This is a genomic window from Flavobacterium sp. 21.1, assembly GCF_057801535.1.
On record NZ_JBYNXA010000005.1, the window covers coordinates 358,015 to 384,963 of the forward strand.

The following is a 26,949-nucleotide window of genomic DNA, read 5'->3' on the forward strand; positions in this document are numbered from 1 at the left end:
GCAGACAATCCTGTAATAGATGTTTTAAAAGTCAATTCTTTTAATAAATATATTGCATATTAGGAAGCCCAAAGTCGGGAGACTTTGCGCAGCAGGAAAAATCATAATGGTCACGCAAAAGACGACCCATCAGGCGCTAGAGCTCATGAGTATGAAAAAAAAAGACTTTCAAAAAATACGACAATAATGAAAAAAATTATATTGTTAATAGTATTATTACTTTCGACAGTAATTCATTCGCAATCAAAAATCGATACTTCCGCAGTTTTTTTTAAAGCTAAATTGTTCACTTTGGAAAGAAAGGGGATTTTTTCTCAAAGTAAAATTTATGAAATAACAAAAGATTTAAAACATTCGTATTTTAAATCAAAAAATTTTTATTTTATAGTAATCAAATCGCCGAAGTATAATTATCATGACGATGATAATAAAATTGCACTTTTTGGGAACTGTTTTTATTATATAATTTATTCAATAAAGGAAAATTTATTTTATAAAGTCGGAGGTTTTGAAGAAAATAACACTATAGAATTTTCAAAGAAATTTAAGAGTTCAATAGATGTTACAAATTATAGTAGCGTTGTCATGGACAAAGAATTTAAAAATTATTTAGATTGTATAGCTTTAAATGAAAGTAAAAAAGCATTAAAATACTTTCCTAGATGTACCGATATTTTAACTGATACTGTTATGGTGAAATAACACGATAGCGCGGATTTGCAATCCGTGCCCGCAAAGAAAAGCAACAAACTAGCTAAACTAGCTCTAACAATTTCTTAAAATTAATTTTTATGAATGTGAAAAATTTATCTTTTCTTTTTATGATTCTCCTTTTGTTTTCTTGCTCCTCTAAAAATCGACTATTACTCGGTACAGAAGTTTTGGAAAAAATAAACGGCACAACTAGAACCCTTACTCCAACTAATTCATTAATACCTTCAAAGGAAATAATTGTTCATAACATATCTTATAATGTAGGAATTAAGGATTCTAAAATAAAATACGTTTCAACAAGCGACCCTAATTTTAAAATTAAAGGATTAAAAATCGGCAATGATCTATCAGAGAATTTTGATGATAGCAAAATAGAATTTGTTCTTGGATGGGGTTATTATATTAAAATTAATTCTGAATGGTATGCGGCCTTTAATTTTAAAACAAAACCAACAAGGTTTTCTAAAATAGAATGGTTTTTTAAATACAAATTTTAGAGAGGAAACAAAAAATGATTTAAATAGTAACCAAAGTTATAAAACCCGATAGCGCGGATTTGCAATCCGTGCCCACAAAGAGAATAAATAAAAACTACAAACGTAGAAAGTTGTAGTTTTGTTTTTTAAACTAACTGCCATGTCAACAAAGTACAAAAAAGCTTGTTGATTAGTTTAATATCGGTAATTATAGATAGGTGCTGTGCTGATCGTCTCAAATGTAGAAATAATTTACAAAGCGGCAAACCGCTTGATGATTCATATACCGCTATTTTCAGACCGTTTATTCGAAAAATATAGATAGTAGTAATAACGACAATACACCATAGATATAGCATGGATATAATATTGATATAGCATAGATATAGCGTAGATATACCACGGATATAGTACTGATATAGTACTGATATAGTTCTGATATAACATGGATATAGTATCGATATACCACAGATATAGCACGGATTTAGCACAGATATAGCACGGATATAGCACGGATATAGCACGGATATAGCACGGATATAGCACGGATATAGCACGGATATAGCACGGATATGCTATATTTTGAATATATAAAAATACGAAAAAAGCTAGGATTTAGAAATTAAAAAAGGCTCTGGATTTTACCCCAAAGCCCTATGTAACAGCAGATTTTCTAAGTCTTTTTTAGTTCCTTCAGAACAATAGCCGCGATGTCCCTGGTGGGCTGAGTAGGTGAGTTGCAGTCGCAATTACTAAATCCGATAACGTAAAGATCGGCTTCCGGTACATAAACCCCCATGCTTTTAAACCCGAAAATACTCCCACCGTGTTCCCTTACCGGTGTACCGGCAATATCTTTCAGATGCCATCCATACCCATAAGTAAAAGCCTCACCATTTTTCAACTTGTATTTAGTAAAAGCCTTATTCCGGATCTCAGGTTTCAGCAGAAGATCAGTATTCAAAGCGTTTTGCCATTTAAGCATATCCGAAGCGGTAGCCATCAGTGCACCGGCCGAATAAGGAATGCTGAAACTGATAACCGACTTACTAACATACCCCGTTTCTTTCTTATGGTGACCAAAAGCGCGATTAGCGATCACAATGGCATCATCCGCATAACGGGAGTCCTTCATCCCGACTTTATCAAAGATATTTTTTTTGATGAAGGTCGCATAAGGTGAGCCCGACACCAGTTCAATGATATACCCCAAAACCACATACCCGGAATTATTGTAGTCAAACTTTTCTCCCGGAGCAAAGTCAACCGGCTCGTTTTTAAAGAAATCCACCAGTTCTTTCGGGGACATCTCTTTCTGGCTAATGTCTTTCAGTCCCTTCATTTTTGTGAAATCCTTAATGCCCGAAGTATGGGTCAGTAAATGATGCAAAGTAATATTCTTGCCATTAGGAAAGTCAAGAATGTACTTGGAAACCGGATCAGTTACCTTCAGCTTTCCTTTTTGTTCCAATAAAAGGATGCCGACAGCGGTAAACTGCTTAGTCATCGATCCGATCTGAAACACACTTTCCGTATTTAAATCGGTATTTTGTTCCAGATTGGCTTTCCCGAAGGCTTTCTGATAAATAGGTTTTCCGTGTTGTGCCACCAGAAATACACCGCCGGGCCCGTCCTTGTCTTTAAACAGGTTGACTGCAATACTGTCGATTTTTGCCCTTAGTTCCAGTGTAGTTCCCGCAATGCCTGATTCATTCGCCTTTTGTTCGATGATGACATTGAGTCCAATTTGAGGATTGGATGTGGAGTTTTGTGTACTTTGACCATAGAGATTACCGGAATAGACGGTAAGGGTCAAAGAAAACAGTGTGATGAGTACTGATTTCATTTTTTTCGTTTTTTTGATTGATTAATGATTGATGTTTGTGAATGTTGTGCCTCGATTTTCATAACAGCATAACATTCAGTTACAAACGTAATACAATTGTAGTAAATATCCTAAATAAAATATTGAAATCGGAAATAGGGCAATGTTGGAGAGCTCTAAAATAGTATCATATAAACTACTGGAGCATTTCATATTGTATATTGTCGAAGCTTAGGGTATTGTCCAATCAGCTATCTGGACAATACCCGCTTCATTTTTAATTTACGTGTGTCGTGGCTGAGCATAACATATAACTTCCTGCTGGCTTTATAGCGGATTTTGTTTTCAGTACTATCAAATATTGAATTGCAAATCTCTGGTCACTTCCGGCAGTGAATAGTGTTATATCAGCTCTGCTTTGCAAAGGCATGTTTGGATTAACTACCCGTCATTTTTTTCCTAATCTCAATTTTACATTACCACCAAGAACTTTTATTGACGGATATCGGGCTGGTCTTACCTCAGATAATGATTCAAATATTTCATTAGGGCTTTTTCCGCGAAGCATATGGAGCGCATCGATGGAGCGCTTAATCTCTTTTCTTGATTGGCGGTCTTTTGTATTAAGTGTAGTTATATGGCTCAAAACACTGACCGCGCAATTAAAATGGAGATCGCTCAGTGGTCTGTCCCTGTTGTTTAAAATGTCCGGAACATCCTTGAATAAAGTTATAGCTGCTTCAGAAACCTCTTTATTGCTTAAGGCTGATTTCAAATAACGGCTATTTTTTCGGGCCAACTGCCACCATAAGTTAAGTCCTTCATATTTTTTCATTTCTTTATTTCTAAAATTATGCATGGACTGCATACTTTTTTTTGAAGAAGAGTCGCCAAAAAGCGCATCAAAAATAGCTTTTACAACTTCTGCAGGACAGGAAGGCAGTTCTTCAGAATTTATACTGCCGAACAATTCCCAATCCCCATTGTCATTAGTCCAACGTTTCTTTAATGTAATAGGATTTTGAGCTATTAAATCATCGCCGGAAAATTTCCAAACTGCAGTTCCAATTGTATCGTCTGGATTAAGCCAACTCCATAAGTTATTAAAAAAGCTTTGTTGATTCTTAATGGCATTTTCAACCTGTGATTGAATTTGACTTGTAAGATTATTAATCTCATCATCCGAAATATTCGGATTTGTAAAGCCAAGAGTTGGAATTATTCCATTTAATGCATTTTGAATACTGGAATTCAATGCTTGATGACCAGCTTCGGCTCCAGCATCAGACACATTGTCTTCTTCCATCAAAACCACTATACATCCTGCTACAGCTGCCACATCATCAGTGCCTAATTGTTTTACAAAATCCGGCACAGGGATTGGGGTCAATGTCATCTCTTGAAATCCTATAGCGGAAGGTACAGAAACAGTGTCACCTTCGTCGACATCCGTATCACCTAAATTGCCATGACTTCCGGGGGTTGTAAATACCGTGGCTGTTCCTTCTAACATTAAAGAATCATTTAGACGGCAAGTCGATCCGTCTATTTTGAAATAGACTGTCCACATATAGGGCTCAGCGCTTCCCCAACCGTCAGCTTCATCATAACAACTAAGACGGTCAAGATTAAATGTTACATTTAGATTGTTTCTCATTTTACTAAACTTTTAATTGTTGCTTACTCTGTTCAGTTTTCAGCGTCCCTGTTGCATATTTCGTTTTAATGTCGATTCGACTTGGATGGTTAAAACATTGGTAACCCAATAGCTATATTTTGTTCGTTTTTATGTTACACTGTCATGAAAATAAGAGTTAACTCAATAGTCTGAATATTGAAGTCCGTGTGCTGATGTTTTTTATGTATAATTTACTTGTAATCAGTTTATTAGAAAATATTATTGTAGATGTTAAAAAATATATTGATTCTTTTTTTTAGTATTTTTTTTACAAAACTAATCTTTCAAAGGTAGGAAATTGATTATAAAATGTTTTCACAGATTAACGATTTTTCCTATATTTTTGTCGAAAAAAATAGAAGGAAAAATCTGATTTTAAGGGTGTTGAGGTTCGGGAATTCTTAAAGGGCCCGTATTTTTATGCTATTTTTAGTACATCAGGGGCTTTTTTTGAAAATCTGCCAAACAGCTAGCACTGCGTATTTTTCTTTTTGTATTGTGTTTCAAAGAGATAAACTTTTGATGGTATTCCATGTAATAGAAGCGAAGCTGATTCAAAATGCTTTCAGTCAAATTCACATAAAGTTCTTCCTTCCTTTTTTGTTAAAAAAATGGCTGACAAATAGCAGTAAACTTGGTCGAAATAATGTCGAGAGATTAAAAATATGTCTTATTTTAGCAGTTAAATAGCACGATTATGATTTCAGAAGCGCAGTTTAAAAAGGAATTGGAAATAATAATAACGAATGCCATCCGCGAAGATGTAGGAGACGGCGATCACAGTTCGTTAGCATGTATTCCGGCAACTGCTATCGGTAAGGCAAAACTTTTAGTTAAAGACGAAGGTATCATTGCTGGTGTTGAATTTGCAAAGATGGTCTTTCAGCACGTAGACCCGAACCTCGAAATAGAAGTATTTATCAACGACGGAACTCCGGTGAAGTATGGTGATGTAGTGTTTCATGTATCTGGCAGTTCCCAGTCCATCCTGAAAGCGGAACGTTTGGTATTGAACGCCATGCAGCGTATGAGCGCCATCGCAACGAAAACCAAAGTCTTTGTTGATTTGCTGGAAGGCACTAAAACGAAAATTCTGGATACAAGAAAAACCACTCCGGGAATCCGTGCCATCGAAAAATGGGCTGTGAAAATAGCAGGAGGTGAGAACCACCGTTTTGCGTTATACGATATGATTATGCTGAAAGACAATCATAATGATTTTGCAGGCGGAATCACCAAAGCCATTGAGAAAACAAATGCTTATCTGAAAGAGCACAATTTAGATTTAAAGATAATTGTTGAAGCAAGAAACCTGGATGAGGTTGCGGAAATTCTTCAGAATGAGGGCGTGTATCGCATCCTGTTGGATAATTTCGATTTTGAAACCACCAGAAAAGCGGTTGAAATGATTGGTGATAAATGCCTGACCGAATCATCCGGAGGAATAGATGAAACAACAGTACGTCAATTCGCAGAATGTGGCGTGGATTTTGTATCATCAGGAGCGCTGACGCATTCAATATATAATTTAGATTTGAGTCTGAAAGCAATTTAAGAGAATAGAGAATAGAGAATAGAGAATAGGGATAAGTGAAGAAATAGAGATTAGAGAATAGAAACAGGAATCAAGAAGCAAGACAAGAGATAGAAATTTAAATACTTCCCGCTTCTCCCTTATTCCCTTCTCCCTAAAAACTAAGAAAAGATGTCCAAGGAAATAGAAGAATATATCGAGAAAATTCCGGTGCTCAATAAGCTAATGGCTTTTTGCAAGACGGTTAAAGTTCCTGGTTTAGAAGGGGTAGATCTCTACGAACTGCTGGAGCTTTACGGCATCGGGATTGCTCAGGGCGCCTTTTCCTATAGAGCGGCCGCTATTGCGTTCAGTTTCTTCATGGCACTTTTCCCGTTCGCTCTTTTCATTCTGAACCTGATTCCGTACATCCCGTTGGAAGGTTTTCAGCAGGATTTTCTGGAATTCGTGGCCGATAGTGTCCCACCAAATACGTACGGCGCAGTAGAGGCTATCCTTAAGGACATTATGAACAACTCCTACAAGAGTTTGCTTTCCTTTGGTATCCTCACGGCTATATTCTTAATGTCCAACGGGTTAAATGCAGTTTTGGGAGGCTTCCAGTCTTCGTATCACGTAACAATAAAAAGAGGATATTTTCGTCAGTATGCAGTGGCTATAGGTCTCTCACTGATTTTCTCTGTCCTTCTGATTGTAACCATTTCCTCCATAGTTGTTTCCGAAGTTTTCATTCAGAAGTTCTCAAACAGATTCCAATTAGATGATGTTTTGCTGGTACAATGGGCCCGAAATGCTTTCCTTTTGATAATGCTTTTTGTGGGAACGTCTGTTCTGTTCAAATACGGAACAAAGGAAACGAAACAGATCCCGTTTTTCAATGCGGGCGCCATGCTAACAACGGTTTTGGTTATTGTAACTTCTTATTTATTTGGGATTTATGTGGTACGGTTTGCGCGTTACAATGAACTGTATGGCTCGATTGGTACGCTTCTTGTATTAATGTTTTATATATGGATTAACTGTATGATTTTATTATTGGGTTTCGAGTTGAACGCAATTATTAATCACCATAAAAGAAAAAACAGTAAATTTAACATAAACAAAAAACAACCATTATGAAAAAACAATTCTTAACTCTATTATTGGTAACCGTAATTGGTTTATTTTCAGCAACTGCCCAGACTACTGAAGTGGGCGGAGTCAAAGTAGCACAGAAGGTGACTTTAGAAGGACAAAATTTAGTGTTAAACGGAGCCGGAATCCGTGAAAAGATGTGGATCGACCTGTATGTTGGGGCTTTATATCTTCCCAAAAAGAATAATAATGCATCAGAGATCATCAATAGCGCAGACCCGGCAGCCATTAAACTGACCATTATTTCAGGAATGATTACCAGTGAAAAGATGATCCATGCCGTAAACGAAGGTTTTGAGAACGCAACGAATAAGAATACTGCTCCAATCAAAGCTAAAATTGCACAATTTAAAGCATGCTTTAAAGATGAAATTAAAGAAGGCGACGTATTTGACATCGTAAACGTACCCGGAAAAGGAGTAGTGGTGTCCAAAAACGGAAAAGAAAAAGGAGTTATCGATGGCGCCGATTTCAAAAAAGCCCTTTTTGGAATCTGGTTATCCAGCAAACCGGCAGATAAAAACCTTAAAGCAGCAATGCTGGGAAAGTAATTCACCTTTAAAAATATTGAACCGTCCACTGGACGGTTTTTTTTGTTTTAAAGACTAAGAGCTTTGTACTTTGTGTCATTCCGACGAAAGAGCAATCTCATAATCAATGTTATATTTAGTCTTCCGCTTCAGAAGGAAATCCTTTGCTCACCTTGTGAAAATCCTTCGTTCTTTGCGGTTAGATCGCCCTTTGCGTTTAAGCAGTTAAATCCACTATATTTGTAAACCAAAAGTAGTTTATGCCGCATTTTGTAGAAGTCGTTTTACCGCTGGCCTTACCCAAAACCTTTACCTATCTGGTTTCAGAAGCCGAATATGAGTACATTCAAAAAGGAATGCGCGTGGCTGTGCCTTTCGGGAAAAGCAAGATCTTCACGGCTTTGGTCATTGATCTCCACCAGAATGCTCCAACACTGTATCAGGCTAAAGAAATCCATCAGATATTGGATGAAACACCGGTAGTCAACGAACATCAAATAGAACATTGGCAATGGATAGCAAATTATTACATGTGTTCCATCGGAGAAGTTTTTAAAAGCGCTTTGCCCTCCGGATTTCTGTTGGAAAGCGAAACCGTCATATCGGCCACAAAAGAAAACACTATCGACGCAAAAGAACTTTCCGATAGTGAATTTCTAATCTTTCAGGCATTACAGCAACAATCATCTCTAAAAGTGGAAGACATTGTTTCGATCCTTGGAAAGAAGAATGTATTTCCGGTTCTAAATGCAATGCTGGCCAAAAACGTTTTGGTACTCCAGGAAGAAGTGGCCGAAAAATACAAACCGAAATTAACGAGATACATCCGTTTGCAGGAAGAGTTTCTGCAACACGAACAGCTATCGGAATTAATGAACCTTCTTTCCCGGGCCCAAAAGCAACGTGAACTGGTGATGCATTACTTTCAGATTCAGGCGAAGGAGAAAAAGCCTGTTTCCGTTAAGCAATTACTTGAGGTTTCAGGAAGTACTTCCGCTGTGGTGAAATCACTGGTAGATAAAGAAATCTTTGAAGAATATTATATTGCCGAAGACCGAGTTGCTTTTGAGAAAGAAGAAGAATCCGGCTTTCAGTTAAGCCTGCCGCAACAAAAAGCATTTGACGAAATAAAAGAATGTTTCGAAAACCATTCGGTTACGTTGTTGCATGGTGTGACAGCGTCGGGTAAAACCGAGATTTATATTAAACTGATTGAAGAATTCATTCAGAATGACCAACAGGTTTTATATCTTCTTCCGGAAATAGCTTTAACGACACAATTGGTATCCAGACTGACGGCCTATTTTGGCAATCAGGTGGCGGTCTTTCACTCCAAATATTCCAATAACGAAAGAATAGAAGTGTGGAATCAGGTCTTACAAAATTCGGATAAGGCTAAGATTGTAATCGGAGCACGTTCAGCACTCTTTTTACCTTTCTCCAAATTAGGATTGATTGTCATCGACGAGGAACACGAGCAGACATTCAAACAATTCGATCCGGCACCGCGCTATCATGCCCGTGACGCCGCCATTGTTCTGGCATCGCAACATAAAGCGAAGGTGTTGCTGGGATCGGCAACTCCAAGTCTGGAAACCTATCACAACGTAAAAGCTAAAAAGTACGGATTGGTAGAACTTTTTGAACGTTATGGAAATGTCGTCTTACCGGAGATCTATCTGGTAGATTTAAAAGACAAATACAAACGCAAGAAAATGCAGGGTCATTTCTCTGACGAGTTGCTTGAATCCATGACGGAGGTTTTAGCTAAGGGGGAGCAGGTGATTTTGTTTCAGAACCGCCGCGGTTATTCTCCTTTTGTGGAATGCATGACGTGCGGACATGTGCCGCAATGTCCGAGTTGTGACGTAAGTCTGACCTACTATAAATTCAAAAATCAACTGCGCTGCCATTACTGTGGTCATACGGTCGCTAATCCAACGCATTGCCATGCCTGCCAATCAGTAGACTTATCAACAAAAGGCTTCGGAACGGAACAGATCGAAATTGAATTGAAAGCGCTTTTCCCGGAGAAAACCATTGGACGAATGGATCAGGATACCACGAGAGGTAAGTTTGGATACGAAAAGATAATTGACGCGTTTAAAAACCAGGAAATAGATGTTTTGGTCGGGACTCAGATGTTGGCCAAAGGATTGCATTTTGACAATGTAACGTTAGTGGGCGTAATGAATGCGGATAACATGCTGAACCAACCCGATTTCCGTTCGCACGAACGCGCCTATCAGATGATGATGCAGGTGTCGGGAAGAGCGGGCAGGAGTGAGAAACGTGGAAAAGTGATGATTCAAACGTACAATCCGTATCATAACATCATTCAGCAGGTAACACATAACGATTACCACGGAATGTACAATGAATTGGTGTATGAACGTCATAATTTCAAATATCCGCCGTACTACCGTTTGGTGAAACTGACATTAAAGCATCGTGATTTCGATAAGTTAAAAGAAGGTTCTTTATGGTTGTATAATGTTTTGGTGCAGCAGCTTCAGATTCCTGTTTTGGGCCCGGAAGAACCGGCTATCAGTCGCATCCGCAATGAATACATCCGAACAATTCTCATAAAGATTCCGAATCAGAACCATTTGGGACAAACAAAAAAAACTATCCAGCGCGTACTGAATAGTTTTGAGGCAATAGCCCAATACAGAGCAATAAAAGTGACGGTTAACGTCGACAATTACTAAGTATTAAGCACTTTCGATGGCTTTCACCAAGTCTTCTTTTTTGTTTCGGCTCAACGGGATTTTATTCGGACCGATTTCGGCGAATTTACTGTTGAATTTCTCAATTTTATCGATGTTTACGATAAACGACTTGTGAACGCGGATAAATTTTTCTTTAGGTAGTTCGTTTTCAAAGGCTTTCATGGTTGAGAGAACCAAATGATTGTCTTCTTCCGTAATTACTTTTACATAATCACCATAAGCTTCGATCCATTTGATTCGTGAGATGTAAATTTTCAGTTTTTTCAAATTACTCTTAATAAAGATGTGTGGACTTTCTTCTTCGCCACCGTTTTCTTTACTTAACGAAATCATACTGATCGCCTTTTTGACGGCTTGAGCAAAGCGCTCCCTCGTAATAGGTTTGTGGAGGTAATCCGTCGCGGCATAATCAAATGCTTTTACAGCATACTCTGCCTTCGAGGTAATGAAAATTACCTGAGGTTTTACTTTTAAGCCATCCAAAAGGTCGAAACCATTTATGACAGGCATTTCAATGTCTAAAAAAACCAAATCCACATTTTTGTTTGTGATACAGTTTTTTGCTTCCACAGCATTAGAAAATTCGCCCACAAGCTCCAGATTTGGGTTGTCATTTACCAGCTTGGTAATTGTCAATCTTTGGATGCTACTATCATCTACAACTATACAATTTATTTTCATAAGCTTAGTGGTTAAGAGTTATTATTGAGATAAAAATAATTAAATTGTTTCGATATCCAAAGTAAATATGTGAAAAAGTTGCATTTCATCTAAAATACTTGAAATGGTATTGTATGTTAAATATAAATCACTATTTTTGCACCCAATTTTATAACAAATAAATATTTTTATTATGAATCATTATGAAACTGTTTTCATCTTGAATCCCGTTTTATCTGAGCAACAGGTAAAGGAAACAGTTAGCAAGTTTGAAGATTTTCTTACTTCTAGAGGAGCAAAGATGGTATCAAAAGAGGATTGGGGCTTAAAGAAAATGGCTTACGAAATCCAACACAAGAAAAGTGGTTTTTACCATTTATTCGAATTCAATGTATCTCCAGAAGTTTTAATTGCTTTTGAAACTGAATTCAGACGTGACGAAAGAGTTATGCGTTTCTTAACTGTAAGTTTAGATAAACACGCGGTAGCTTGGGCAGAAAGAAGAAGAGCAAAATTAAAAGCAGCTAAAGCATAATCAGTATGGCAACTTTACAACAATCCGCTTCAGGAAAAAAAGACGGAGATATCAGATATCTAACGCCTTTGAACATAGAAACTAACAAAACTAAAAAGTATTGTCGTTTCAAAAAATCTGGAATCAAATATATCGATTATAAAGATGCAGATTTCTTATTGAAATTCGTTAACGAGCAAGGAAAAATTCTTCCTCGTCGTTTAACAGGAACTTCATTAAAATACCAAAGAAAAGTGTCTGTAGCTGTGAAAAGAGCTCGTCACTTAGCTTTAATGCCATATGTGGCTGATTTATTAAAATAATTAAAAATTACAGTTGTTGGTTTCCGGTCAAATGGAACCTAACTTCTAAAATATAAGGACAACAACATGGAACTTATTTTAAAACAAGACGTTCAGAATCTAGGATTCAAAGATGATGTAGTATCAGTTAAACCTGGTTACGGTCGTAATTTCTTAATCCCTCAGGGTTTTGCTATTTTGGCAACTCCTTCTGCTAAAAAAGTTTTAGCTGAGAATTTAAAGCAAAAAGCGCACAAAGAAGCTAAAATCGTTGCTGATGCAAAAGCGATTGCTGACGCTTTAAGAGCTTTAGATATCAAAATTACTGCTAAAGCAGGTGGTGAGAAATTATTCGGATCAGTTACTAATGCTGACATCGCTGAGGTTTTAGAGAAAAACGGTCAGTCAATCGACAAAAAATTCATCACTTCAGGTATCGTTAAACGTACTGGTAAATACAGTGCTAGTGTTCGTTTACACCGTGATGTAATCGTAGATTTACCTTATGAAATTATCGCTGAACAAGCTTAATTTCTAAAATAATAATTTTGAAAAGTCCCGGTGTAAATCGGGACTTTTTTTATAAATTTATAACTTCGATTCCCCCGATTCATTTAGCCGATTCAAAAAATGAAATATACACGTCTTACAAAAGAACAATTAGAAGAACTGCATCCTGAATTTATTAACTTCCTGGCATCTCAGTCGATTGATAAAAGTGAGTGGGATACTATCAAAAATAAAAAGCCGGAAGTAGCAGAGCAGGAAATCGATGTTTTTTCGGATTTGATCTGGGAAGGGGTTTTAGGAAACGCAAAATACCTTGAGCATTATTCCAAGAATTATATTTTCCTTTTTCATTGTACGGAGGTTCATATGATGACTATAATCATCCGTTCGCTAATGCCGGAAGTTGATTTACTTAAAAAAGAAGGTCTGCAGTGGTTAAGTGATAATCTGTTTACAGATAATGTTGAAATTCAGCGCGGCCAGAAAGTTTTTGCCGACGACCGAAATTCGGAAATCTTTAATTTGATTCAACAGGGCGCAATTTTTACCCAAGGCGAATTATTTGAACAAATGAACGGTATTTTGGAGCAATAGTTTTAGTATTTTAAAAAGGATATTCTAGAAAATTGGTTAAATTAGTTGCTTTAAACTAATCTACCCAATTTTTCTTTTTTATGGATGTTTTGACCAGAATTCAAGCCTTACGAGAGGAACTTAATCTGCATAATTATAACTATTATGTATTGGATAATCCCACAATTTCAGATTTTGAATTCGATATAAAACTCAAAGAGCTTCAGGAACTTGAATCACAAAATCCGGAATATTTCGATGAAGATTCACCTACGCAGCGTGTGGGCGGAGCTATCACTAAAAATTTTGAGACGATTGCGCACGAATACCGTATGTATTCATTGGATAATTCGTATTCAAAAGAAGATTTATTGGATTGGGAAAAAAGAGCACTGAAAATTTTAGGTGATGTGCCCCTGGAATATACCTGCGAACTTAAATATGACGGAGCATCTATCAGTATTTCTTATGAAAACGGAAAACTGAAGAGAGCCGTTACGAGAGGTGATGGGTTTCAGGGTGATGATGTGACAAATAATATCAAAACCATAAAAGCAGTTCCGATTAAATTAAAAGGGGATTTTCCGCAGAAATTTGATATTCGCGGCGAAATCATATTGCCTTTTGCCGGTTTTGAAAAGATGAACCAGGAATTGATCGAAATTGGCGAAACACCATATGCAAATCCTAGAAATACAGCCTCCGGTAGTTTAAAACTTCAAGACAGTTCAGAAGTAGCAAAACGCCCTTTGGATTGTTTGCTGTATTCTATCATCGGTCCTAATTTGCCTTTCAAATCCCAGTTTGAAGGTTTGGAAAAAGCCCGTCAATGGGGCTTTAAGGTGCCTAAACAATCGCATCTTGCCAAAAACATGGATGAGGTCCTGGACTTTATAAATCATTGGGACAAGCACCGTCACGAGATGCCTTATGAAACGGATGGTGTTGTAGTGAAAATCAATAATTTACACCATCAGGATGAATTAGGTTATACTGCAAAGTCGCCTAGATGGGCAATAGCTTATAAGTTTAAAGCAGAACAGGTTTCTACCCGATTGAATTCTATTTCTTATCAGGTTGGAAGAACGGGAGCGATTACCCCAGTGGCCAATCTTGCTCCTGTGCAATTGGCTGGAACAGTGGTTAAAAGAGCATCGCTTCATAATGCGGATCAAATCGAAAAATTGGACATCCGTGTCGGTGATGAGGTTTTCGTGGAAAAAGGAGGAGAGATCATTCCGAAGATTATCGGTGTTGATTTGACCAAGCGTCCTGCGAATTCAGAAGTCACAAATTATATAACACATTGTCCTGAATGTCAAACGCTTTTGGAGCGTAAGGAAGGGGAGGCGAACCATTATTGTCCGAATTATTACGGATGTCCTCCGCAGATTATCGGACGTATTCAGCATTTTATTTCCCGTAAAGCCATGGATATTGAAGGTCTAGGAGGTGAAACTGTTGCTTTGCTTTATAATAATGGTCTTGTTACCAATTATGCTGATTTGTACGAACTGAAAAAAGACCAGATTATTCCACTGGAACGAATGGCTGAGAAATCAGCGGAGAATATGATCAGAGGAATCGAAAATTCAAAGAATATTCCGTTTGAGCGGGTGTTGTATGCATTGGGAATCCGCTATGTGGGAGAGACAGTTGCCAAGAAATTAGCGAAGCATTATAAATCCATCGATGCAATTTCTTCAGCATCGTTGACTGAATTGGTTTTAGTCGATGAAATTGGTGAAAAAATTGCTCAAAGTCTTATTGAATTTTTTGATAATCAAGAAAATAGACTTATTATTGAACGATTAAAAAACTATGGGGTTCAACTGGAAGTTCAGATAAATACCGATGCAATTGTTTCGGATTTGCTTTCCGGAAAAACATTTGTGGTGTCCGGTGTTTTTGAAAAGTTTTCACGCGACGACCTTAAGAAAGCAATCGAAGATAATGGTGGAAAGGTAGGAAGTTCGATTTCTGCGAAAACACATTTTGTTGTAGCTGGTGATAATATGGGCCCGGCAAAACTTGAAAAAGCGAATCAGTTAAACATTCCAATCATCACAGAGGATGATTTTATACAGATGATAAATGAATAAAAGCACACCCGCTTTACTGTTGTATCTTGCTGCATCATTGATGTATGTCCTGTCGATTATTTTAAAATGGGACTCGGCAGTAACCCTTTTATTTAAGCCAATGATTTTTCCTGCCATTTATTTCTATTACCTGCAGGAAAGTGAATTCAAACCCAATCTTTTTCCATCACTGATCTTGGTGCTTTTCTTTATAGGTGACATGGTTATTCTCATGGAGTTAGAGCATAATCTGGTTCCGTTAATGGTTTTAAATATGGCAGCGTATCTCATTTTGGGCTATCATGTGACTAAAGATATTTTGATAATCAGGAACCCAAGAATTTCAAATTTTATGATTCTGAATGTCTGTCTCGTCATGGGCTTTTTGATGTGTCTTTTATATATCGCTTTGTCATTGGTCTTTAATGCCTCAGATCCTGATTTTGGCTTGCTGATGGCCTATGGGATAATATTGCTCTTGCTGAGTATTGAAATTGTGACGTATTATTTTTTGAAGGCAAATACAACCAGTTTTTTTGTTCTGATGACAATTATCTGTTTGGGTATAAGTGATTTGTTTCATGTGCTGTATAATTATTATGATAATTTTCCGGTGTTCATTAATATTAATGTTCTTTGTCAGGCAGCATCATTTTACTTTTTAGTAAAATATTTTTTGCACAACAATCATTACAATAACAGTTTAAGCCAGTATGAAGAATAGGCCAGCATTGCTTTTATATTTTATTGCCTGTGCCATTTTTATGGTAGGGGTTATGATCAGAAACTCAGAACTTATGCTGATTTCAAAACCGGTTATTGTACCGGCCATTTTTTTCTATTATCTTCAGGAAAGAAAATTGAAGGTCAGTTGGGTTTACGCTTCTATTATCTGCTTGTTTTTTATTGGTGACATGATATTACTGATCGATCCAAGTAATTATTTTCCCATTATGATCGCATTGTTCCTTGGTGGTTACCTTTTATATTTTAAAGGAATTTTTGATGATTTTATCAGGATCAGGTCGCATTTTGTCAACAAAACTCATTTACTGGTTTTGTTGATATGTGTCTTTTTACTGGTTTTTTTACAGATCAGTATAATGGATATTGTATTGGAATCTAAAACCGACTACCTCTGGTTATTAATGATCTATGGAGTGGTTTTGGTTTTGATCGGTTTTATTTCTTCATGGAATTACATAATGTACCCATCCAGATATATGACATTTATGCTTTTGACGAGTTTGTCATTCATCATTTCCGACGTGTTTTATATCCTCAAAAAAGAATCGTTGGGAATTGATATTTTCGATTATTTAAACAACTTTACTCAAGCGTTCTCCTATTATTTCCTTACCAAATATTTTCTTTTAAAAAAGAACAGATAGTGAAATCAGAATCAGGAAAATATACAGGGCTAGTTTTAGTTTCGTTATATGTGGTTATATCACTAATCACTGTTTTTGGTGAATATGACCGAAACCTGGAAGTACTGAAACTGACAAAACCATTTATAATTCCGATACTGACTTTGTTGTATCTGCAGTCAACTAAAAAGATCAATAAAGGTTATTTAACTGCTCTGGTTTTTGCATGGACCGCTAATTTGTTTTTTATCATACAAACCAAAGATTTTATTTTTAACGGGACAGTGAGTTATCTTATTTTTTGGCTGCTAATTACGGTACTTATATTGAAGAATACGAAATTCCCGAATTTGATTCCTTTCACGATTGCTCTCTTTCCGTTTTTGTTTGCCTATTGTTGCTTGTTGCATCTAATCTATAATGCAATCGAAAGCAATATTTACCTGTTTTTCCTTAATGGATTTTTTATGGTCTTTTTAGGGGCGTACGCATTGTCAGGCTATTTTATCGAGTCGAAGGATTCCAGTAACTTTCTGTTGATCAGTGTTCTTTTTTTCATGTCTCTTCAGATTTTGATTTCTATCGACCTCTATTACGTGTCTTCTCCATTTTTCAGGCCGATAGCAATGATGATGTTTGTTTCTGCACAATACTTCTTACTACGGACTTTTCTGGCATATGAGCAGGATTCGTTGGAAAAAGATGCTAGTTAAGATTTTTTTTTACTTTTTTCAATAAAATTATATAAAATGTGATTTGATTAACTATTTGTTAAACTAATATTATATTTAGCTATATTGGCTCCCTAAGTAATTGAATGCGTATGAGTTTCCAATTGGAAAAAGACAGAAAGGCAAGGGGGCTTACAATACTATATCTGGTCATAACCCTAATTTTGATTTATGCCGAATATCTAAAGCATCCTGTTTTATTATACCTATTCAAACCATTATTAATGCCTGTTTTAGCTTTAATTTATATTAAAACTGAAACCAAACTGAACAAGTATTTCTTGTTTTCCCTTTTATTTATCTGGATTGCAAATATCTGCTTTATCAATGCAGGAAAAACGATGTTTATAGTGGGCGCTTTTAATACTTTTATCAGCAGGTTATTCGTTTTTTTGCTATTGATAAAGAAGTTCAAATTTCCGAATTCAACACCTTTTATAGTAGGGACATTGCCTTTTCTGATGCTATCGGTCAGCGTTCTCGAACTTATAAATGAGAATTTGGGAGATGCCTACATTTTCTATCTGATTAACGGAGCACTAGTGATTGCCATAGGCGGATTGGTCATGGCAAATTACTTCATCCATTCCAATAGAGTGAATACTTATGTGTTAATAAGCGTGATGATTGCTACTTTTATGCAGTTTTTGGTAGCAATCGATTATTATTATATTTCCGTCCAAATTTTCAGACCGGTTATAATTGCTACTTTTTCCATTTCGCAATACATTTTTTTTCAGAGTGTCCTGATGATGAATTGGAGAAAAGAAAAAAGTAAAAAGAAAGTGCTAGACAATAATGCTTCGGCCCGTATTTGAGGACGCATTGTGCTTTTTGTCAAAATAAAAATCAATTCTGCCGAGGTTTAAGCCATAACAGCCAACCTGATTGATCAATACTTCTTTACCCTCGATGTTTTTTTCGATTACCGGTTTATCAAGAAAAGTATGCGTGTGACCGCCTATGATCAGGTCAATGTCTTTTGTTTTTTGAGCCACAGTGATATCGCAGACTTTATCCGGATTATTTGCATATTTATAGCCTAAGTGTGAAAGAACGATTACAAGGTCACAATTGTTTTCCTGTTTCAGAATTCTGGTCATGTCCTGAGCGATTTCAATCGGATTGTTATAAACGGTTTCCTTGTAAAGCTGTTTGTTGACCAATCCTTGTAATTCGATCCCCAATCCGAAAATCCCGATCTTAATCCCATCTTTAATCAGGATTTTGTACGGTTTTACATGGCCATTCAGAACGGTGTTTTTAAAATCATAATTCGCGGAAACAAAGTCAAATTTAGCATGAGGAAGCTGGGCGTAAAAACCATCCACACCATTATCGAAATCATGATTTCCCATAGTTGCTACATCATAACCAAGCATGCTCATCAGTTTGAATTCCAATTCACCTCCATAGTAGTTGAAATAGGGGGTACCCTGGAAGATGTCTCCGGCATCCAACAGTAATACATTTTTTTCTTCTTTTCGGATTTGTTCTATCAAAGCAGCTCTTCTCGCAACGCCACCCAAATTTGGATTTTTCGGGTCATCCGCAGGAAAAGGATCGATATGACTGTGAACATCATTCGTGTGTAGTATCGTAATTTTTTTATGCTTATCCGTAACTAATTCCGGAGTGTTAAAACTGCTCAATGATAGCCCTCCCAATGTCAGTAACGCTGAACTGGCTGCCGTATTCTTTAAAAAATCTCTTCTTTTCATTTTCGTTTTTTTATTCCAGTATGATTCTTTGCGTGGTAATGACCGGGATGGTATCAACCTTCTTAAAATAGTCGATGATCAACTTTCGTAGCTTATAATCCATATCGTAGATCTTCTCCGTTTTTTTGAAAAAATTCATATTATCTCCACCACTTGATAAGTAATCTGAGGTGGTAACATAATATGTTTTAGAATCCTCCAGTGGTTTTCCGTTTACGGTTAGCGATTTTACAGCCAAAGTGTTTTTATCAGCGAGAATCTTCAAGCCATTCAAAGGATGCGGTTTTCGTTCCTTCATTATGTAATCCGCCATTTCCCTAATTTGCGTTCCTTTAAGTTCCACGATTACTACGCTATTGTCAAAAGGCATTATTTCATAAGCAGTTCTCATGGTCACATTTCCTTTAGGCAGGATGGAGCGGATTCCGCCATGGTTTAAAAGACAGATATCAATGTTTTTCTTTTCTCTTGATAAAAACACCGGGTTGACCATCTCAACGGTCATGTCTGCCATTAGATTTCCTATGGTTGTCTGCCATTCTCCTTTGCTTTTGTCTAAGGTTTCGGGAGAGTAGGCCAATACACTGTCAAGTTCTTTCTTGATGTGTTCACGATAGGGTTTTATAAAACTGTCAACGGTTGCTACCTCGCCAACTTGCGCTGTAACACCGATTTGTTTTCCTTCGATCCTGGAATTATAGTACTTGTTTCCTCCGCAGGAAATCAACAAAAAAACCGAAAAAGCTATAATAATTTGTGTGCTAAAACGGTTATACTTTCTTAACTTTACCATCCGTAATGTGCCTTATTGGGTTAAATACGTATTTTAAGTAAAATTACTATGTTTTTAAGACTAATAAAGGATTTTTTGATTAAAAAATCAGTTAAAAAATCTTTGTTAAATTATAAGCCTGTCGTTACGGAAGAAAAAATACAAACCGTTGGTCTGCTTATAGATGAAAGTTATTTTGAAAAAGCAAACCAATTGATTGAGGAACTGACAGCCGAAGGTATTGCCGCAGATTCGATTGCCATTTTGGTTTATAAGGACCGTTTCAGGAAAAAAGAAGTTGTTGAAAATCCATTTTTCGGAAGAAAAGATATTTCGCTTAACGTGGAATTTCAAAAGCCGGATGTGGCTGATTTTATACAAAAACCTTTCGATATGCTGATCAGTTATTATGATATTGAAAAACCGGTACTTACGTTGGTCACATTGCAATCAAAAGCTAAATTTAAAGTTGGATTTTCAACAATAGATAAACGACTGAATAATTTTATGATAGCTACTGTTGCTGAAAAGCATCTGGAATTTATTGCCGAATTATTTAAATATTTAAAAATTTTAAACAAAATATAAAATGCAATCATTTATGGGAACGGGTGTTGCTTTGGTGACCCCATTTAAAAAGGATTTTTCTGTTGACGTAGAGGCGCTTAAAAGAATTGTAAATTATGTTATCGACGGAGGAGTGGAGTATTTAGTGGTTCTTGGAACTACTGCCGAATCAGCGACACTTACTTCAGAAGAAAAGGAATTGGTGATCAACACTATCAAAGAAGCCAACAACGGAAGATTACCGTTGGTTTTAGGTGTTGGCGGAAACAATACCATGAAAGTTGTTGAAGAATTGAAAACAAGAGATTTTTCAGGTTTCTCGGCAATTCTTTCTGTTTCACCATATTACAATAAGCCTACGCAGGAAGGGATTTACCAGCATTTTAAAATGGTTGCAGAAGCTTCTCCGCTACCGGTTATTTTATACAATGTTCCGGGCAGGACAGCAAGTAATATGTTGCCATCCACAGTGATGCGTCTGGCGAATGATTTTAAAAATGTGATCGGAATTAAAGAAGCTGCGGGCGATATCGTGCAGGCAATGAAACTGATTCAGGATAAACCGAAGGATTTCCTTGTGATCTCAGGAGACGATATGGTCACACTTCCAATGGTTTTAGCGGGAGGAGCCGGAGTTATCTCGGTTATCGGTGAAGGTTTCCCGAAAGAATTCTCGGAAATGGTTCGTTTAGGATTACAGCGTAAAGTGGATGAAGCTTATAAATTGCATTATTTGTTGGCCGACAGTATCGATATGATTTTTGAACAGGGCAACCCTGGCGGAATTAAAGAAGTGTTCAAATCATTAGGCTTATCTGAGAACACGTTGCGTTTACCATTGGTAAATGTTAACGAAGATTTAGCAAATCGACTTGACGCTTTTGTAAAGAAAATTGTAAATTAGCAAAACATTAAAATCGTAGGCTATGTTATCTAAAACTATTCAGGAAGCAATTAATAAACAGATTAAAGTAGAAGCAGATTCTTCACAAATTTATTTAGCAATGGCATCCTGGGCTGAAGTTCAGGGGTTTGAAGGTATCTCTGCTTTCATGTACAAGCAATCCGATGAAGAACGTATGCACATGCTGAAATTGGTAAAGTATGCTAATCAGCGTGGAGGCGAAGCGGAAATTCCGGCGGTGCTTCATCCGGTGTTGGACTGCTCGTCTTTCAAAGCATTGTTCACGCAGTTGTATGAGCATGAGGTTATGGTTTCTGCAAGTATAAACGAACTGGTTCACGTTTCGTTGGAAGAACGTGATTATGCAACCCATAATTTCTTGCAGTGGTATGTTTCCGAGCAAATAGAAGAAGAAGCAACAGCCCGTACGATTTTGGATAAAATTAATCTGATCGGTGACGACAAAGGTGGTTTGTATCTGTTCGATAATGATATGAAGAGTTTTAGTGGTAACGGAAACGGAGCCCAATAAGTAAAATAAAACGCTTTAAAAAGCGTTAGTGGAAAGATGCCTTTAAACCGGCATCTTTCTTTTTTTTGAACACGAAAAAAAGATTTTGTAATAAATAATTAATAACTAACTTTGCATTTGCTTTTAAATCAATGAAAAATTGAAGAAAGAAGCATAATAACAAAAACCAAACATGAACAAAATTTTATATATTTTACTTTTTTCAGTATTGTTTTTTTCTTGTAGTCCTTATCAAAAAGCCTTAAAATCAGAAGATTTGGTTTTTAAATATGAAGTCGCTACCCAGAAATATGAAAAAGAGAAATATAACAAAGCAATCCGTTTATTTGAACAGCTTGCCGGTCCCAACCGAGGAAAACCTCAGGCGGAAAAATTATTTTACATGTTTTCACAGTCGTATTATAAAACAGAACAGTATTATTTATCGGCGTATCAGTTTGAATCTTTTGCATCGACATATCCGAAAAGCGAATACAGAGAGGAAGCTTATTTCTTAGCGGCTAAAAGTTATTCAATGTTGTCTCCGGTTTATTCGTTAGACCAGACCGATACGGAAAAAGCGATTGACAAATTACAGACATATATCAATAATTATCCGAATTCGGCGCATTTCGCGGAAGCTAATAAGATTATTGGCGAGCTTAGGGATAAATTGGAAAAAAAGGCATTTGAAATTGCTAAACAATACAATACAACGGGTGAATATTGGCACTCCTATAATTCGGCTATAAAAGCTTTGGATAATTTTATCTCAGATTATCCGGGAACAAAATATAAAGAAGATGCTTTATATTATAAGTTCGACTCTTATTATAAGCTGGCAATGAACAGTGTTTCTTCTAAAGTGGAAGAGCGTTTGATCAGCGCAAAAGTAGCTTATGGTGGATTGATCCGTTTTAAACCGGATACAAAGTATAAAACTGAAGCCGATGCGAAATTGGCGCAAATTGAAATTGAATTACAAAAATTTTCTAAATAATTAGGTATGGATTTAAAGAAGACTACAGCTCCTGTAAACACGGTTACGTACAATAAAAGTAAAATTGAAGAGCCGACAGGAAATGTGTATGAAGCGATCACTATTATGGCAAGAAGAGCAAATCAAATCAACTCTGAAATCAAAAAAGAATTGATCGATAAGCTTGAAGAATTTGCTACTTACAATGATAGTCTTGAAGAAATCTTTGAAAACAAAGAGCAGATCGAAGTTTCAAAGTTTTATGAAAAATTACCAAAACCACATGCATTAGCAGTGCAGGAGTGGTTAGACGGTAAAATCTATTATAGAGATTCTAATCAGTAATTAATATGTCTGTTTTAAGCGGAAAAAAAGTATTGCTCGGTGTTTCCGGAGGGATAGCCGCGTATAAAACAGCAACATTAGTTAGACTACTTATAAAAGCAGGTGCCCAGGTTCAGGTAATCATGACACCTGCTTCTAAAGATTTTGTTACTCCGCTAACGCTGTCCACACTTTCCAAAAATCCGGTGTATTCCACTTTTGTCAATGAAGATGAAGAGGAAGCCGAATGGAACAATCATGTGGATTTCGGACTTTGGGCTGATCTGATGCTCATTGCTCCGGCAACTGCCAATACGCTTTCCAAAATGGTCAAAGGCAATTGCGATAACCTTTTAATAGCTACTTATTTATCGGCTAAATGCCCTGTATACTTTGCTCCGGCAATGGATCTGGACATGTACAAACATCCATCCACACTTGGTAATTTTGAGGCATTGAAGGAATACGGGAATATTATCATTCCTGCAGAAAGCGGTGAACTGGCCAGTGGTCTTTCAGGCGAAGGAAGAATGGCTGAACCGGAAAATATTGTCGCTTTTTTAGAAAGAGATATTGAAAGTAAGCTTCCGCTAAAAGGAAAAAAGATATTGGTAACAGCGGGCCCAACTTATGAAGCTATCGATCCGGTTCGTTTTATCGGAAATCATTCCACAGGAAAAATGGGATTTGATATTGCTAAAGCCGCTGCTGATTTAGGTGCCGAAGTCATTCTTGTTTCCGGTCCGACGCATCTCCAGTTGAAACATGCATTAGTGAAAATTGAAAGAGTTACATCAGCTCAGGAAATGTATGATACCTGTCATAAATATTTCAATGACGTTGACGTTGCGGTAGCTGCTGCTGCAGTAGCTGATTATCGTCCTAAAAATGTGGCTTCTCAAAAAATAAAAAAGAATGATGAGTCGTTTACAATCGAACTGGAAAAAACAAAAGACATACTTGCTTCTCTTGGCGAAATAAAACGCCAACAGTTTTTAATCGGTTTCGCTTTGGAAACTGAAAACGAAATTGAACACGCAAAGCAAAAAATTCAGAAAAAAAACTTAGATTTGATTGTTCTTAATTCCTTAAATGATGAAGGTGCCGGTTTTGGTAAGCCAACCAATAAAGTGACTTTCATTGATAAGGATTTTCAAATTGTACCAATGGATTTAAAATCCAAAGAAGAAGTAGCTCAGGATATCGTTAATAAAATAGTAAAACAGTATGCGTAATTGGATTCTTTTCGGACTTTTATTTGTTTCATTCTTTGGATACAGCCAGGAATTGAAGTGTTCCGTAAAAGTCAATTACGACCAGATTACTGCGGCGAATGTTCAGATATTCAAAACCTTGGAACGTTCTTTAGGGGAGTTTGTAAATAACACCAAATGGTCTACTAAAAACTTTGCAAGTAACGAGCGTATCGATTGCAGTATGTTTATCACGATTCAGTCTTATGAATCAAATGATTTTAAATGTACTTTACAGGTTCAGTCATCACGACCTATATATAATTCAACTTACACCTCGCCGGTATTCAATTACAACGATAAGGAATTTAATTTCAGATATGTTGAATTTGAAAATTTTGTTTACAATCCTAACAGCTATGATTCGAATCTGGTGGCAATGATTGCTTTTTATGCTAATATTATCATTGGTCTGGATGCCGATACTTTTTCAAATCAGGGAGGAACTAAGTTTTTAGAATCTGCCTCAAATATGGCAAACCTTGCACAATCCGGTGGTGGGGCAGGGTGGACACAAACAGAGAAAAAACAGAACCGATACTACCTTATTAACGATTTATTGTCCAATACTTTTACTCCGTACCGCGAAGCATTGTATGAATACCATCAGTTAGGTATGGATAAAATGGCTGAAGACCCTAAGACAGCCAAACAAAATGTCGTTAAAGCGGTTAAGACGGTTTCTAAAATTCACTCGACTCGTCCCAATGCTTTTATTACAAGAATCTTTTTTGATGCAAAAGCCGATGAAATTGTTTATATTTTCTCAGGAGGACCAAGTGTTGATATCGTTGACTTAACCGAAACATTAAACAGAATTTCTCCTTTAAATTCCACAAAATGGAATAATATAAAATTCTAAATTTGTGTTTTAATCTATCTTCAGACACAATTTATGCTTACACACTTAACTATCAAAAACTTCGCGCTGATTGAGCAGTTGGAAATGAATTTTTCCGGGCAATTGTCTATCATTACCGGAGAAACAGGTGCGGGAAAATCTATTCTTTTAGGTGCTTTGGGTTTGGTTTTGGGTAAACGTGCCGACCTGAGTTCGTTAAAAGACAAAGAACAAAAGTGTGTAATTGAAGCACAATTTAAAATCGATAAATACAATTTAAAGTCTTTTTTTGCGGAAAATGATCTGGATTATGAAGATCTGACCATCATCAGAAGAGAAATTCTTCCTTCCGGAAAATCGCGGGCTTTTATAAATGACAGTCCGGTAAATCTTACTGAATTACAGGAATTAGGAGATTTTCTGATCGATATTCATTCTCAGCATCAGACCAGAGAATTATCAGAAGAAGCCTATCAGATTCAAATCTTGGATGCTGTAGCCGGTAATTCAGAGTTTTTAGTGCAATACAGTACGCAGCTTTCAGAATATAAATCCGCTAAAAGTCAGTTAAAAAAGCTGATTTCCGATAAAGACGCATTGGCAAAAGAGAAAGATTATAATTCCTTTTTATTGGAGGAACTAATCGCTGCCAATTTAAAAGCGGGAGAACAATCAGAACTTGAAAGTATTTATGAAAAGCTGAATAACGTCGAATCAATTAAAGAAGCGCTTGATAAGTCAATTGCTTTAACCAATGAAGATCAGATCGGGATCATTCAAAATATTAAGGAAGTACGTGCTACGTTGCAGAAAATTTCAGGTTTATCTCCTGAATTTAGTGAGTTATCTGAACGTGTTGCAAGTGCGTTGATCGAATTTGATGATATAGGAAATGAACTTTACAATCAGTCAGAGAAACTGGTTAATGATCCTGAACAACTCGAACTGGCTAATCAAAAGTTGCAGACGATTTATTCTTTGCAAAAGAAGCATCAGGTAAACACTGTTGAAGAATTACTTGAGATCCAAAATGATTTGGATGACAAATTGGTTTTGGCTGATGATTTAGATAATGTTATCCATAAACTGGAAATTGAAATCCTCTCAAAAATTGAAATTCTTGACGGTTTGGCAGATGCAATTTCAAAAAGCAGAAAAACGGCCGTGCCTGTTTTAACCGAGAGGATAACTTCTATTTTGTCTCAGCTCGGAATGCCGAACTCCCGTTTTCAGTTTGAAATCAATGCATCGGAAAACTACAACACTTTTGGAAAAGACGAAATCCAACTGTTGTTCTCTGCGAACAAGGGAACGGATTTCGGCTTATTGAAGAAAGTAGCTTCAGGAGGAGAGTTATCCCGAATCATGTTAGCAGTTAAAGCTATTTTGGCGGAATATTCCAAATTACCTACCATTATTTTTGATGAGATCGATACAGGAGTTTCCGGTGAAATTGCTCATAAGATGGGCGATATAATGAAAGCGATGAGTATTGAAATGCAGGTTTTTGCCATTACGCATTTACCTCAAATCGCGGCGAAAGGACAACAACATTATAAAGTATTTAAATCGGCTTTAGCAGAAAGTACGATTTCCGAGCTGAAGTTATTGTCAGCCGAAGAGCGAATCGTCGAAATCGCTGAAATGCTTTCGGGAAAAGACATTTCCGATTCGGCGCTAAATCACGCAAAAGCGTTGCTGAATTAATTTTTT

The 26,949-nt window shown here is 36.6% G+C and carries 28 protein-coding genes; 23 read left to right on the forward strand and 5 right to left on the reverse strand.

Going from position 1 to position 26,949, the window contains the following annotated elements:
- The first annotated feature begins 186 nt into the window (after positions 1–186).
- Positions 187–702 (forward strand): hypothetical protein, encoded by a 516-nt coding sequence (locus AC3E9U_RS13635; RefSeq protein ID WP_488747472.1) that lies wholly within the window; start codon positions 187–189, stop codon positions 700–702.
- A gap of 89 nt (positions 703–791) precedes the next feature.
- Positions 792–1,211 (forward strand): hypothetical protein, encoded by a 420-nt coding sequence (locus tag AC3E9U_RS13640; RefSeq protein ID WP_488747473.1) that lies wholly within the window; start codon positions 792–794, stop codon positions 1,209–1,211.
- 652 nt (positions 1,212–1,863) lie between these two features.
- Here AC3E9U_RS13640 and AC3E9U_RS13645 read toward each other — a convergent pair.
- Both AC3E9U_RS13645 and AC3E9U_RS13650 read right to left on the reverse strand, forming a co-directional pair.
- A complete protein-coding gene (locus tag AC3E9U_RS13645; RefSeq protein WP_488747474.1) occupies positions 1,864–3,036 on the reverse strand; it encodes a serine hydrolase domain-containing protein in 1,173 nt (390 codons plus the stop codon).
- A gap of 427 nt (positions 3,037–3,463) precedes the next feature.
- On the reverse strand, positions 3,464–4,672 hold the full coding sequence (locus AC3E9U_RS13650) for a hypothetical protein (RefSeq protein ID WP_488747475.1): 1,209 nt from the start codon (positions 4,670–4,672) through the stop codon (positions 3,464–3,466).
- A 718-nt stretch (positions 4,673–5,390) separates the two neighbouring features.
- Between AC3E9U_RS13650 and nadC the strand changes: the two genes are divergently transcribed.
- The 4 genes from nadC to priA all read left to right on the forward strand — a co-directional run bounded on the left by nadC (position 5,391) and on the right by priA (position 10,602).
- On the forward strand, positions 5,391–6,248 hold the full coding sequence (gene nadC / locus AC3E9U_RS13655; RefSeq protein WP_488747476.1) for a carboxylating nicotinate-nucleotide diphosphorylase: 858 nt from the start codon (positions 5,391–5,393) through the stop codon (positions 6,246–6,248).
- Positions 6,249–6,398: 150 nt separating this feature from the next.
- A complete protein-coding gene (locus AC3E9U_RS13660) occupies positions 6,399–7,346 on the forward strand; it encodes a YihY/virulence factor BrkB family protein (RefSeq protein WP_488747477.1) in 948 nt (315 codons plus the stop codon).
- The gene (locus AC3E9U_RS13665) at positions 7,343–7,912 is read left to right on the forward strand and encodes a chalcone isomerase family protein (protein ID WP_488747478.1); all 570 of its coding nucleotides are present in this window, start codon (positions 7,343–7,345) and stop codon (positions 7,910–7,912) included. The genes AC3E9U_RS13660 and AC3E9U_RS13665 overlap by 4 nt, the downstream gene beginning before the upstream one ends.
- 239 nt (positions 7,913–8,151) lie before the next feature.
- The gene (priA, locus tag AC3E9U_RS13670) at positions 8,152–10,602 is read left to right on the forward strand and encodes a replication restart helicase PriA (RefSeq protein WP_488747479.1); all 2,451 of its coding nucleotides are present in this window, start codon (positions 8,152–8,154) and stop codon (positions 10,600–10,602) included.
- A 3-nt stretch (positions 10,603–10,605) separates the two neighbouring features.
- Here the strand turns inward: priA and AC3E9U_RS13675 are convergent, their stop codons facing one another.
- Positions 10,606–11,304, reverse strand: coding sequence for a LytR/AlgR family response regulator transcription factor (locus AC3E9U_RS13675; protein WP_325202362.1), 699 nt, complete (start codon positions 11,302–11,304; stop codon positions 10,606–10,608).
- A gap of 172 nt (positions 11,305–11,476) precedes the next feature.
- Between AC3E9U_RS13675 and rpsF the strand changes: the two genes are divergently transcribed.
- From rpsF to AC3E9U_RS13720, 9 genes are all read left to right on the forward strand, one after another.
- Entirely contained in the window at positions 11,477–11,818 is a 342-nt protein-coding gene (gene rpsF, locus AC3E9U_RS13680; protein WP_488747480.1) for a 30S ribosomal protein S6, read from the forward strand.
- A gap of 5 nt (positions 11,819–11,823) precedes the next feature.
- Positions 11,824–12,120: a 30S ribosomal protein S18 gene (rpsR, locus tag AC3E9U_RS13685; protein ID WP_007138295.1), complete on the forward strand. Its 297-nt coding sequence runs from the start codon at positions 11,824–11,826 to the stop codon at positions 12,118–12,120.
- Positions 12,121–12,186: 66 nt separating this feature from the next.
- A complete protein-coding gene (gene rplI, locus AC3E9U_RS13690) occupies positions 12,187–12,630 on the forward strand; it encodes a 50S ribosomal protein L9 (protein ID WP_488747481.1) in 444 nt (147 codons plus the stop codon).
- Between the two features lie 99 nt (positions 12,631–12,729).
- Positions 12,730–13,203 (forward strand): DUF6495 family protein, encoded by a 474-nt coding sequence (locus AC3E9U_RS13695; RefSeq protein WP_488747482.1) that lies wholly within the window; start codon positions 12,730–12,732, stop codon positions 13,201–13,203.
- An 80-nt stretch (positions 13,204–13,283) separates the two neighbouring features.
- On the forward strand, positions 13,284–15,284 hold the full coding sequence (gene ligA, locus AC3E9U_RS13700; RefSeq protein ID WP_488747483.1) for an NAD-dependent DNA ligase LigA: 2,001 nt from the start codon (positions 13,284–13,286) through the stop codon (positions 15,282–15,284).
- Positions 15,277–15,987, forward strand: coding sequence for a hypothetical protein (locus tag AC3E9U_RS13705; RefSeq protein ID WP_488747484.1), 711 nt, complete (start codon positions 15,277–15,279; stop codon positions 15,985–15,987). The genes ligA and AC3E9U_RS13705 overlap by 8 nt, the downstream gene beginning before the upstream one ends.
- Entirely contained in the window at positions 15,977–16,654 is a 678-nt protein-coding gene (locus AC3E9U_RS13710; RefSeq protein WP_488747485.1) for a lysoplasmalogenase family protein, read from the forward strand. Before AC3E9U_RS13705 ends, AC3E9U_RS13710 begins: the two co-directional genes overlap by 11 nt.
- A complete protein-coding gene (locus tag AC3E9U_RS13715; protein WP_488747486.1) occupies positions 16,654–17,346 on the forward strand; it encodes a lysoplasmalogenase family protein in 693 nt (230 codons plus the stop codon). The genes AC3E9U_RS13710 and AC3E9U_RS13715 overlap by 1 nt, the downstream gene beginning before the upstream one ends.
- Positions 17,347–17,456: 110 nt before the next feature.
- The gene (locus AC3E9U_RS13720; RefSeq protein WP_488747487.1) at positions 17,457–18,182 is read left to right on the forward strand and encodes a lysoplasmalogenase family protein; all 726 of its coding nucleotides are present in this window, start codon (positions 17,457–17,459) and stop codon (positions 18,180–18,182) included.
- Here AC3E9U_RS13720 and AC3E9U_RS13725 read toward each other — a convergent pair.
- Both AC3E9U_RS13725 and AC3E9U_RS13730 read right to left on the reverse strand, forming a co-directional pair.
- Complete coding sequence (locus AC3E9U_RS13725) at positions 18,153–19,085, reverse strand: bifunctional metallophosphatase/5'-nucleotidase (RefSeq protein ID WP_488747488.1); 933 nt, start codon at positions 19,083–19,085, stop codon at positions 18,153–18,155. The two genes, AC3E9U_RS13720 and AC3E9U_RS13725, sit on opposite strands and share 30 nt — an antisense overlap.
- A 10-nt stretch (positions 19,086–19,095) precedes the next feature.
- Positions 19,096–19,878 carry a 5'-nucleotidase C-terminal domain-containing protein gene (locus AC3E9U_RS13730; RefSeq protein WP_488747489.1) on the reverse strand — a complete coding sequence of 261 codons (783 nt, stop codon included), beginning with the start codon at positions 19,876–19,878 and terminating at the stop codon, positions 19,096–19,098.
- A gap of 48 nt (positions 19,879–19,926) precedes the next feature.
- On the opposite strand from AC3E9U_RS13730, the gene AC3E9U_RS13735 reads away from it, so the two are divergent.
- The 8 genes from AC3E9U_RS13735 (at position 19,927) to recN (ending at position 26,943) form a co-directional block, all read left to right on the forward strand.
- The gene (locus AC3E9U_RS13735) at positions 19,927–20,445 is read left to right on the forward strand and encodes a DUF6913 domain-containing protein (RefSeq protein WP_488747490.1); all 519 of its coding nucleotides are present in this window, start codon (positions 19,927–19,929) and stop codon (positions 20,443–20,445) included.
- Between the two features lies 1 nt (position 20,446).
- Complete coding sequence (dapA, locus tag AC3E9U_RS13740; RefSeq protein ID WP_488747491.1) at positions 20,447–21,328, forward strand: 4-hydroxy-tetrahydrodipicolinate synthase; 882 nt, start codon at positions 20,447–20,449, stop codon at positions 21,326–21,328.
- A 22-nt stretch (positions 21,329–21,350) separates the two neighbouring features.
- Complete coding sequence (locus tag AC3E9U_RS13745) at positions 21,351–21,860, forward strand: ferritin (protein WP_488747492.1); 510 nt, start codon at positions 21,351–21,353, stop codon at positions 21,858–21,860.
- Positions 21,861–22,032: 172 nt separating this feature from the next.
- On the forward strand, positions 22,033–22,839 hold the full coding sequence (locus AC3E9U_RS13750) for an outer membrane protein assembly factor BamD (protein WP_488747493.1): 807 nt from the start codon (positions 22,033–22,035) through the stop codon (positions 22,837–22,839).
- A 6-nt stretch (positions 22,840–22,845) separates the two neighbouring features.
- Positions 22,846–23,163: a DNA-directed RNA polymerase subunit omega gene (locus tag AC3E9U_RS13755; RefSeq protein ID WP_325202088.1), complete on the forward strand. Its 318-nt coding sequence runs from the start codon at positions 22,846–22,848 to the stop codon at positions 23,161–23,163.
- 5 nt (positions 23,164–23,168) lie between these two features.
- Entirely contained in the window at positions 23,169–24,377 is a 1,209-nt protein-coding gene (coaBC, locus tag AC3E9U_RS13760; protein WP_488747494.1) for a bifunctional phosphopantothenoylcysteine decarboxylase/phosphopantothenate--cysteine ligase CoaBC, read from the forward strand.
- Positions 24,370–25,257: a type IX secretion system protein PorD gene (gene porD, locus AC3E9U_RS13765; RefSeq protein ID WP_488747495.1), complete on the forward strand. Its 888-nt coding sequence runs from the start codon at positions 24,370–24,372 to the stop codon at positions 25,255–25,257. Before coaBC ends, porD begins: the two co-directional genes overlap by 8 nt.
- A 33-nt stretch (positions 25,258–25,290) precedes the next feature.
- Complete coding sequence (gene recN / locus AC3E9U_RS13770; protein WP_488747496.1) at positions 25,291–26,943, forward strand: DNA repair protein RecN; 1,653 nt, start codon at positions 25,291–25,293, stop codon at positions 26,941–26,943.
- Positions 26,944–26,949 lie beyond the last annotated feature (6 nt).

Coding starts and splice junctions, on each gene's coding strand:
- AC3E9U_RS13635 (WP_488747472.1), top strand. CDS start 187: ATGAAAAAAATTATATTGTTAATAGTATTATTACTTTCGACAGTAATT.
- AC3E9U_RS13640 (WP_488747473.1), top strand. CDS start 792: ATGAATGTGAAAAATTTATCTTTTCTTTTTATGATTCTCCTTTTGTTT.
- AC3E9U_RS13645 (WP_488747474.1), bottom strand. CDS start 3,036: ATGAAATCAGTACTCATCACACTGTTTTCTTTGACCCTTACCGTCTAT.
- AC3E9U_RS13650 (WP_488747475.1), bottom strand. CDS start 4,672: ATGAGAAACAATCTAAATGTAACATTTAATCTTGACCGTCTTAGTTGT.
- nadC (WP_488747476.1), top strand. CDS start 5,391: ATGATTTCAGAAGCGCAGTTTAAAAAGGAATTGGAAATAATAATAACG.
- AC3E9U_RS13660 (WP_488747477.1), top strand. CDS start 6,399: ATGTCCAAGGAAATAGAAGAATATATCGAGAAAATTCCGGTGCTCAAT.
- AC3E9U_RS13665 (WP_488747478.1), top strand. CDS start 7,343: ATGAAAAAACAATTCTTAACTCTATTATTGGTAACCGTAATTGGTTTA.
- priA (WP_488747479.1), top strand. CDS start 8,152: ATGCCGCATTTTGTAGAAGTCGTTTTACCGCTGGCCTTACCCAAAACC.
- AC3E9U_RS13675 (WP_325202362.1), bottom strand. CDS start 11,304: ATGAAAATAAATTGTATAGTTGTAGATGATAGTAGCATCCAAAGATTG.
- rpsF (WP_488747480.1), top strand. CDS start 11,477: ATGAATCATTATGAAACTGTTTTCATCTTGAATCCCGTTTTATCTGAG.
- rpsR (WP_007138295.1), top strand. CDS start 11,824: ATGGCAACTTTACAACAATCCGCTTCAGGAAAAAAAGACGGAGATATC.
- rplI (WP_488747481.1), top strand. CDS start 12,187: ATGGAACTTATTTTAAAACAAGACGTTCAGAATCTAGGATTCAAAGAT.
- AC3E9U_RS13695 (WP_488747482.1), top strand. CDS start 12,730: ATGAAATATACACGTCTTACAAAAGAACAATTAGAAGAACTGCATCCT.
- ligA (WP_488747483.1), top strand. CDS start 13,284: ATGGATGTTTTGACCAGAATTCAAGCCTTACGAGAGGAACTTAATCTG.
- AC3E9U_RS13705 (WP_488747484.1), top strand. CDS start 15,277: ATGAATAAAAGCACACCCGCTTTACTGTTGTATCTTGCTGCATCATTG.
- AC3E9U_RS13710 (WP_488747485.1), top strand. CDS start 15,977: ATGAAGAATAGGCCAGCATTGCTTTTATATTTTATTGCCTGTGCCATT.
- AC3E9U_RS13720 (WP_488747487.1), top strand. CDS start 17,457: ATGAGTTTCCAATTGGAAAAAGACAGAAAGGCAAGGGGGCTTACAATA.
- AC3E9U_RS13725 (WP_488747488.1), bottom strand. CDS start 19,085: ATGAAAAGAAGAGATTTTTTAAAGAATACGGCAGCCAGTTCAGCGTTA.
- AC3E9U_RS13730 (WP_488747489.1), bottom strand. CDS start 19,878: ATGGTAAAGTTAAGAAAGTATAACCGTTTTAGCACACAAATTATTATA.
- AC3E9U_RS13735 (WP_488747490.1), top strand. CDS start 19,927: ATGTTTTTAAGACTAATAAAGGATTTTTTGATTAAAAAATCAGTTAAA.
- dapA (WP_488747491.1), top strand. CDS start 20,447: ATGCAATCATTTATGGGAACGGGTGTTGCTTTGGTGACCCCATTTAAA.
- AC3E9U_RS13745 (WP_488747492.1), top strand. CDS start 21,351: ATGTTATCTAAAACTATTCAGGAAGCAATTAATAAACAGATTAAAGTA.
- AC3E9U_RS13750 (WP_488747493.1), top strand. CDS start 22,033: ATGAACAAAATTTTATATATTTTACTTTTTTCAGTATTGTTTTTTTCT.
- AC3E9U_RS13755 (WP_325202088.1), top strand. CDS start 22,846: ATGGATTTAAAGAAGACTACAGCTCCTGTAAACACGGTTACGTACAAT.
- coaBC (WP_488747494.1), top strand. CDS start 23,169: ATGTCTGTTTTAAGCGGAAAAAAAGTATTGCTCGGTGTTTCCGGAGGG.
- porD (WP_488747495.1), top strand. CDS start 24,370: ATGCGTAATTGGATTCTTTTCGGACTTTTATTTGTTTCATTCTTTGGA.
- recN (WP_488747496.1), top strand. CDS start 25,291: ATGCTTACACACTTAACTATCAAAAACTTCGCGCTGATTGAGCAGTTG.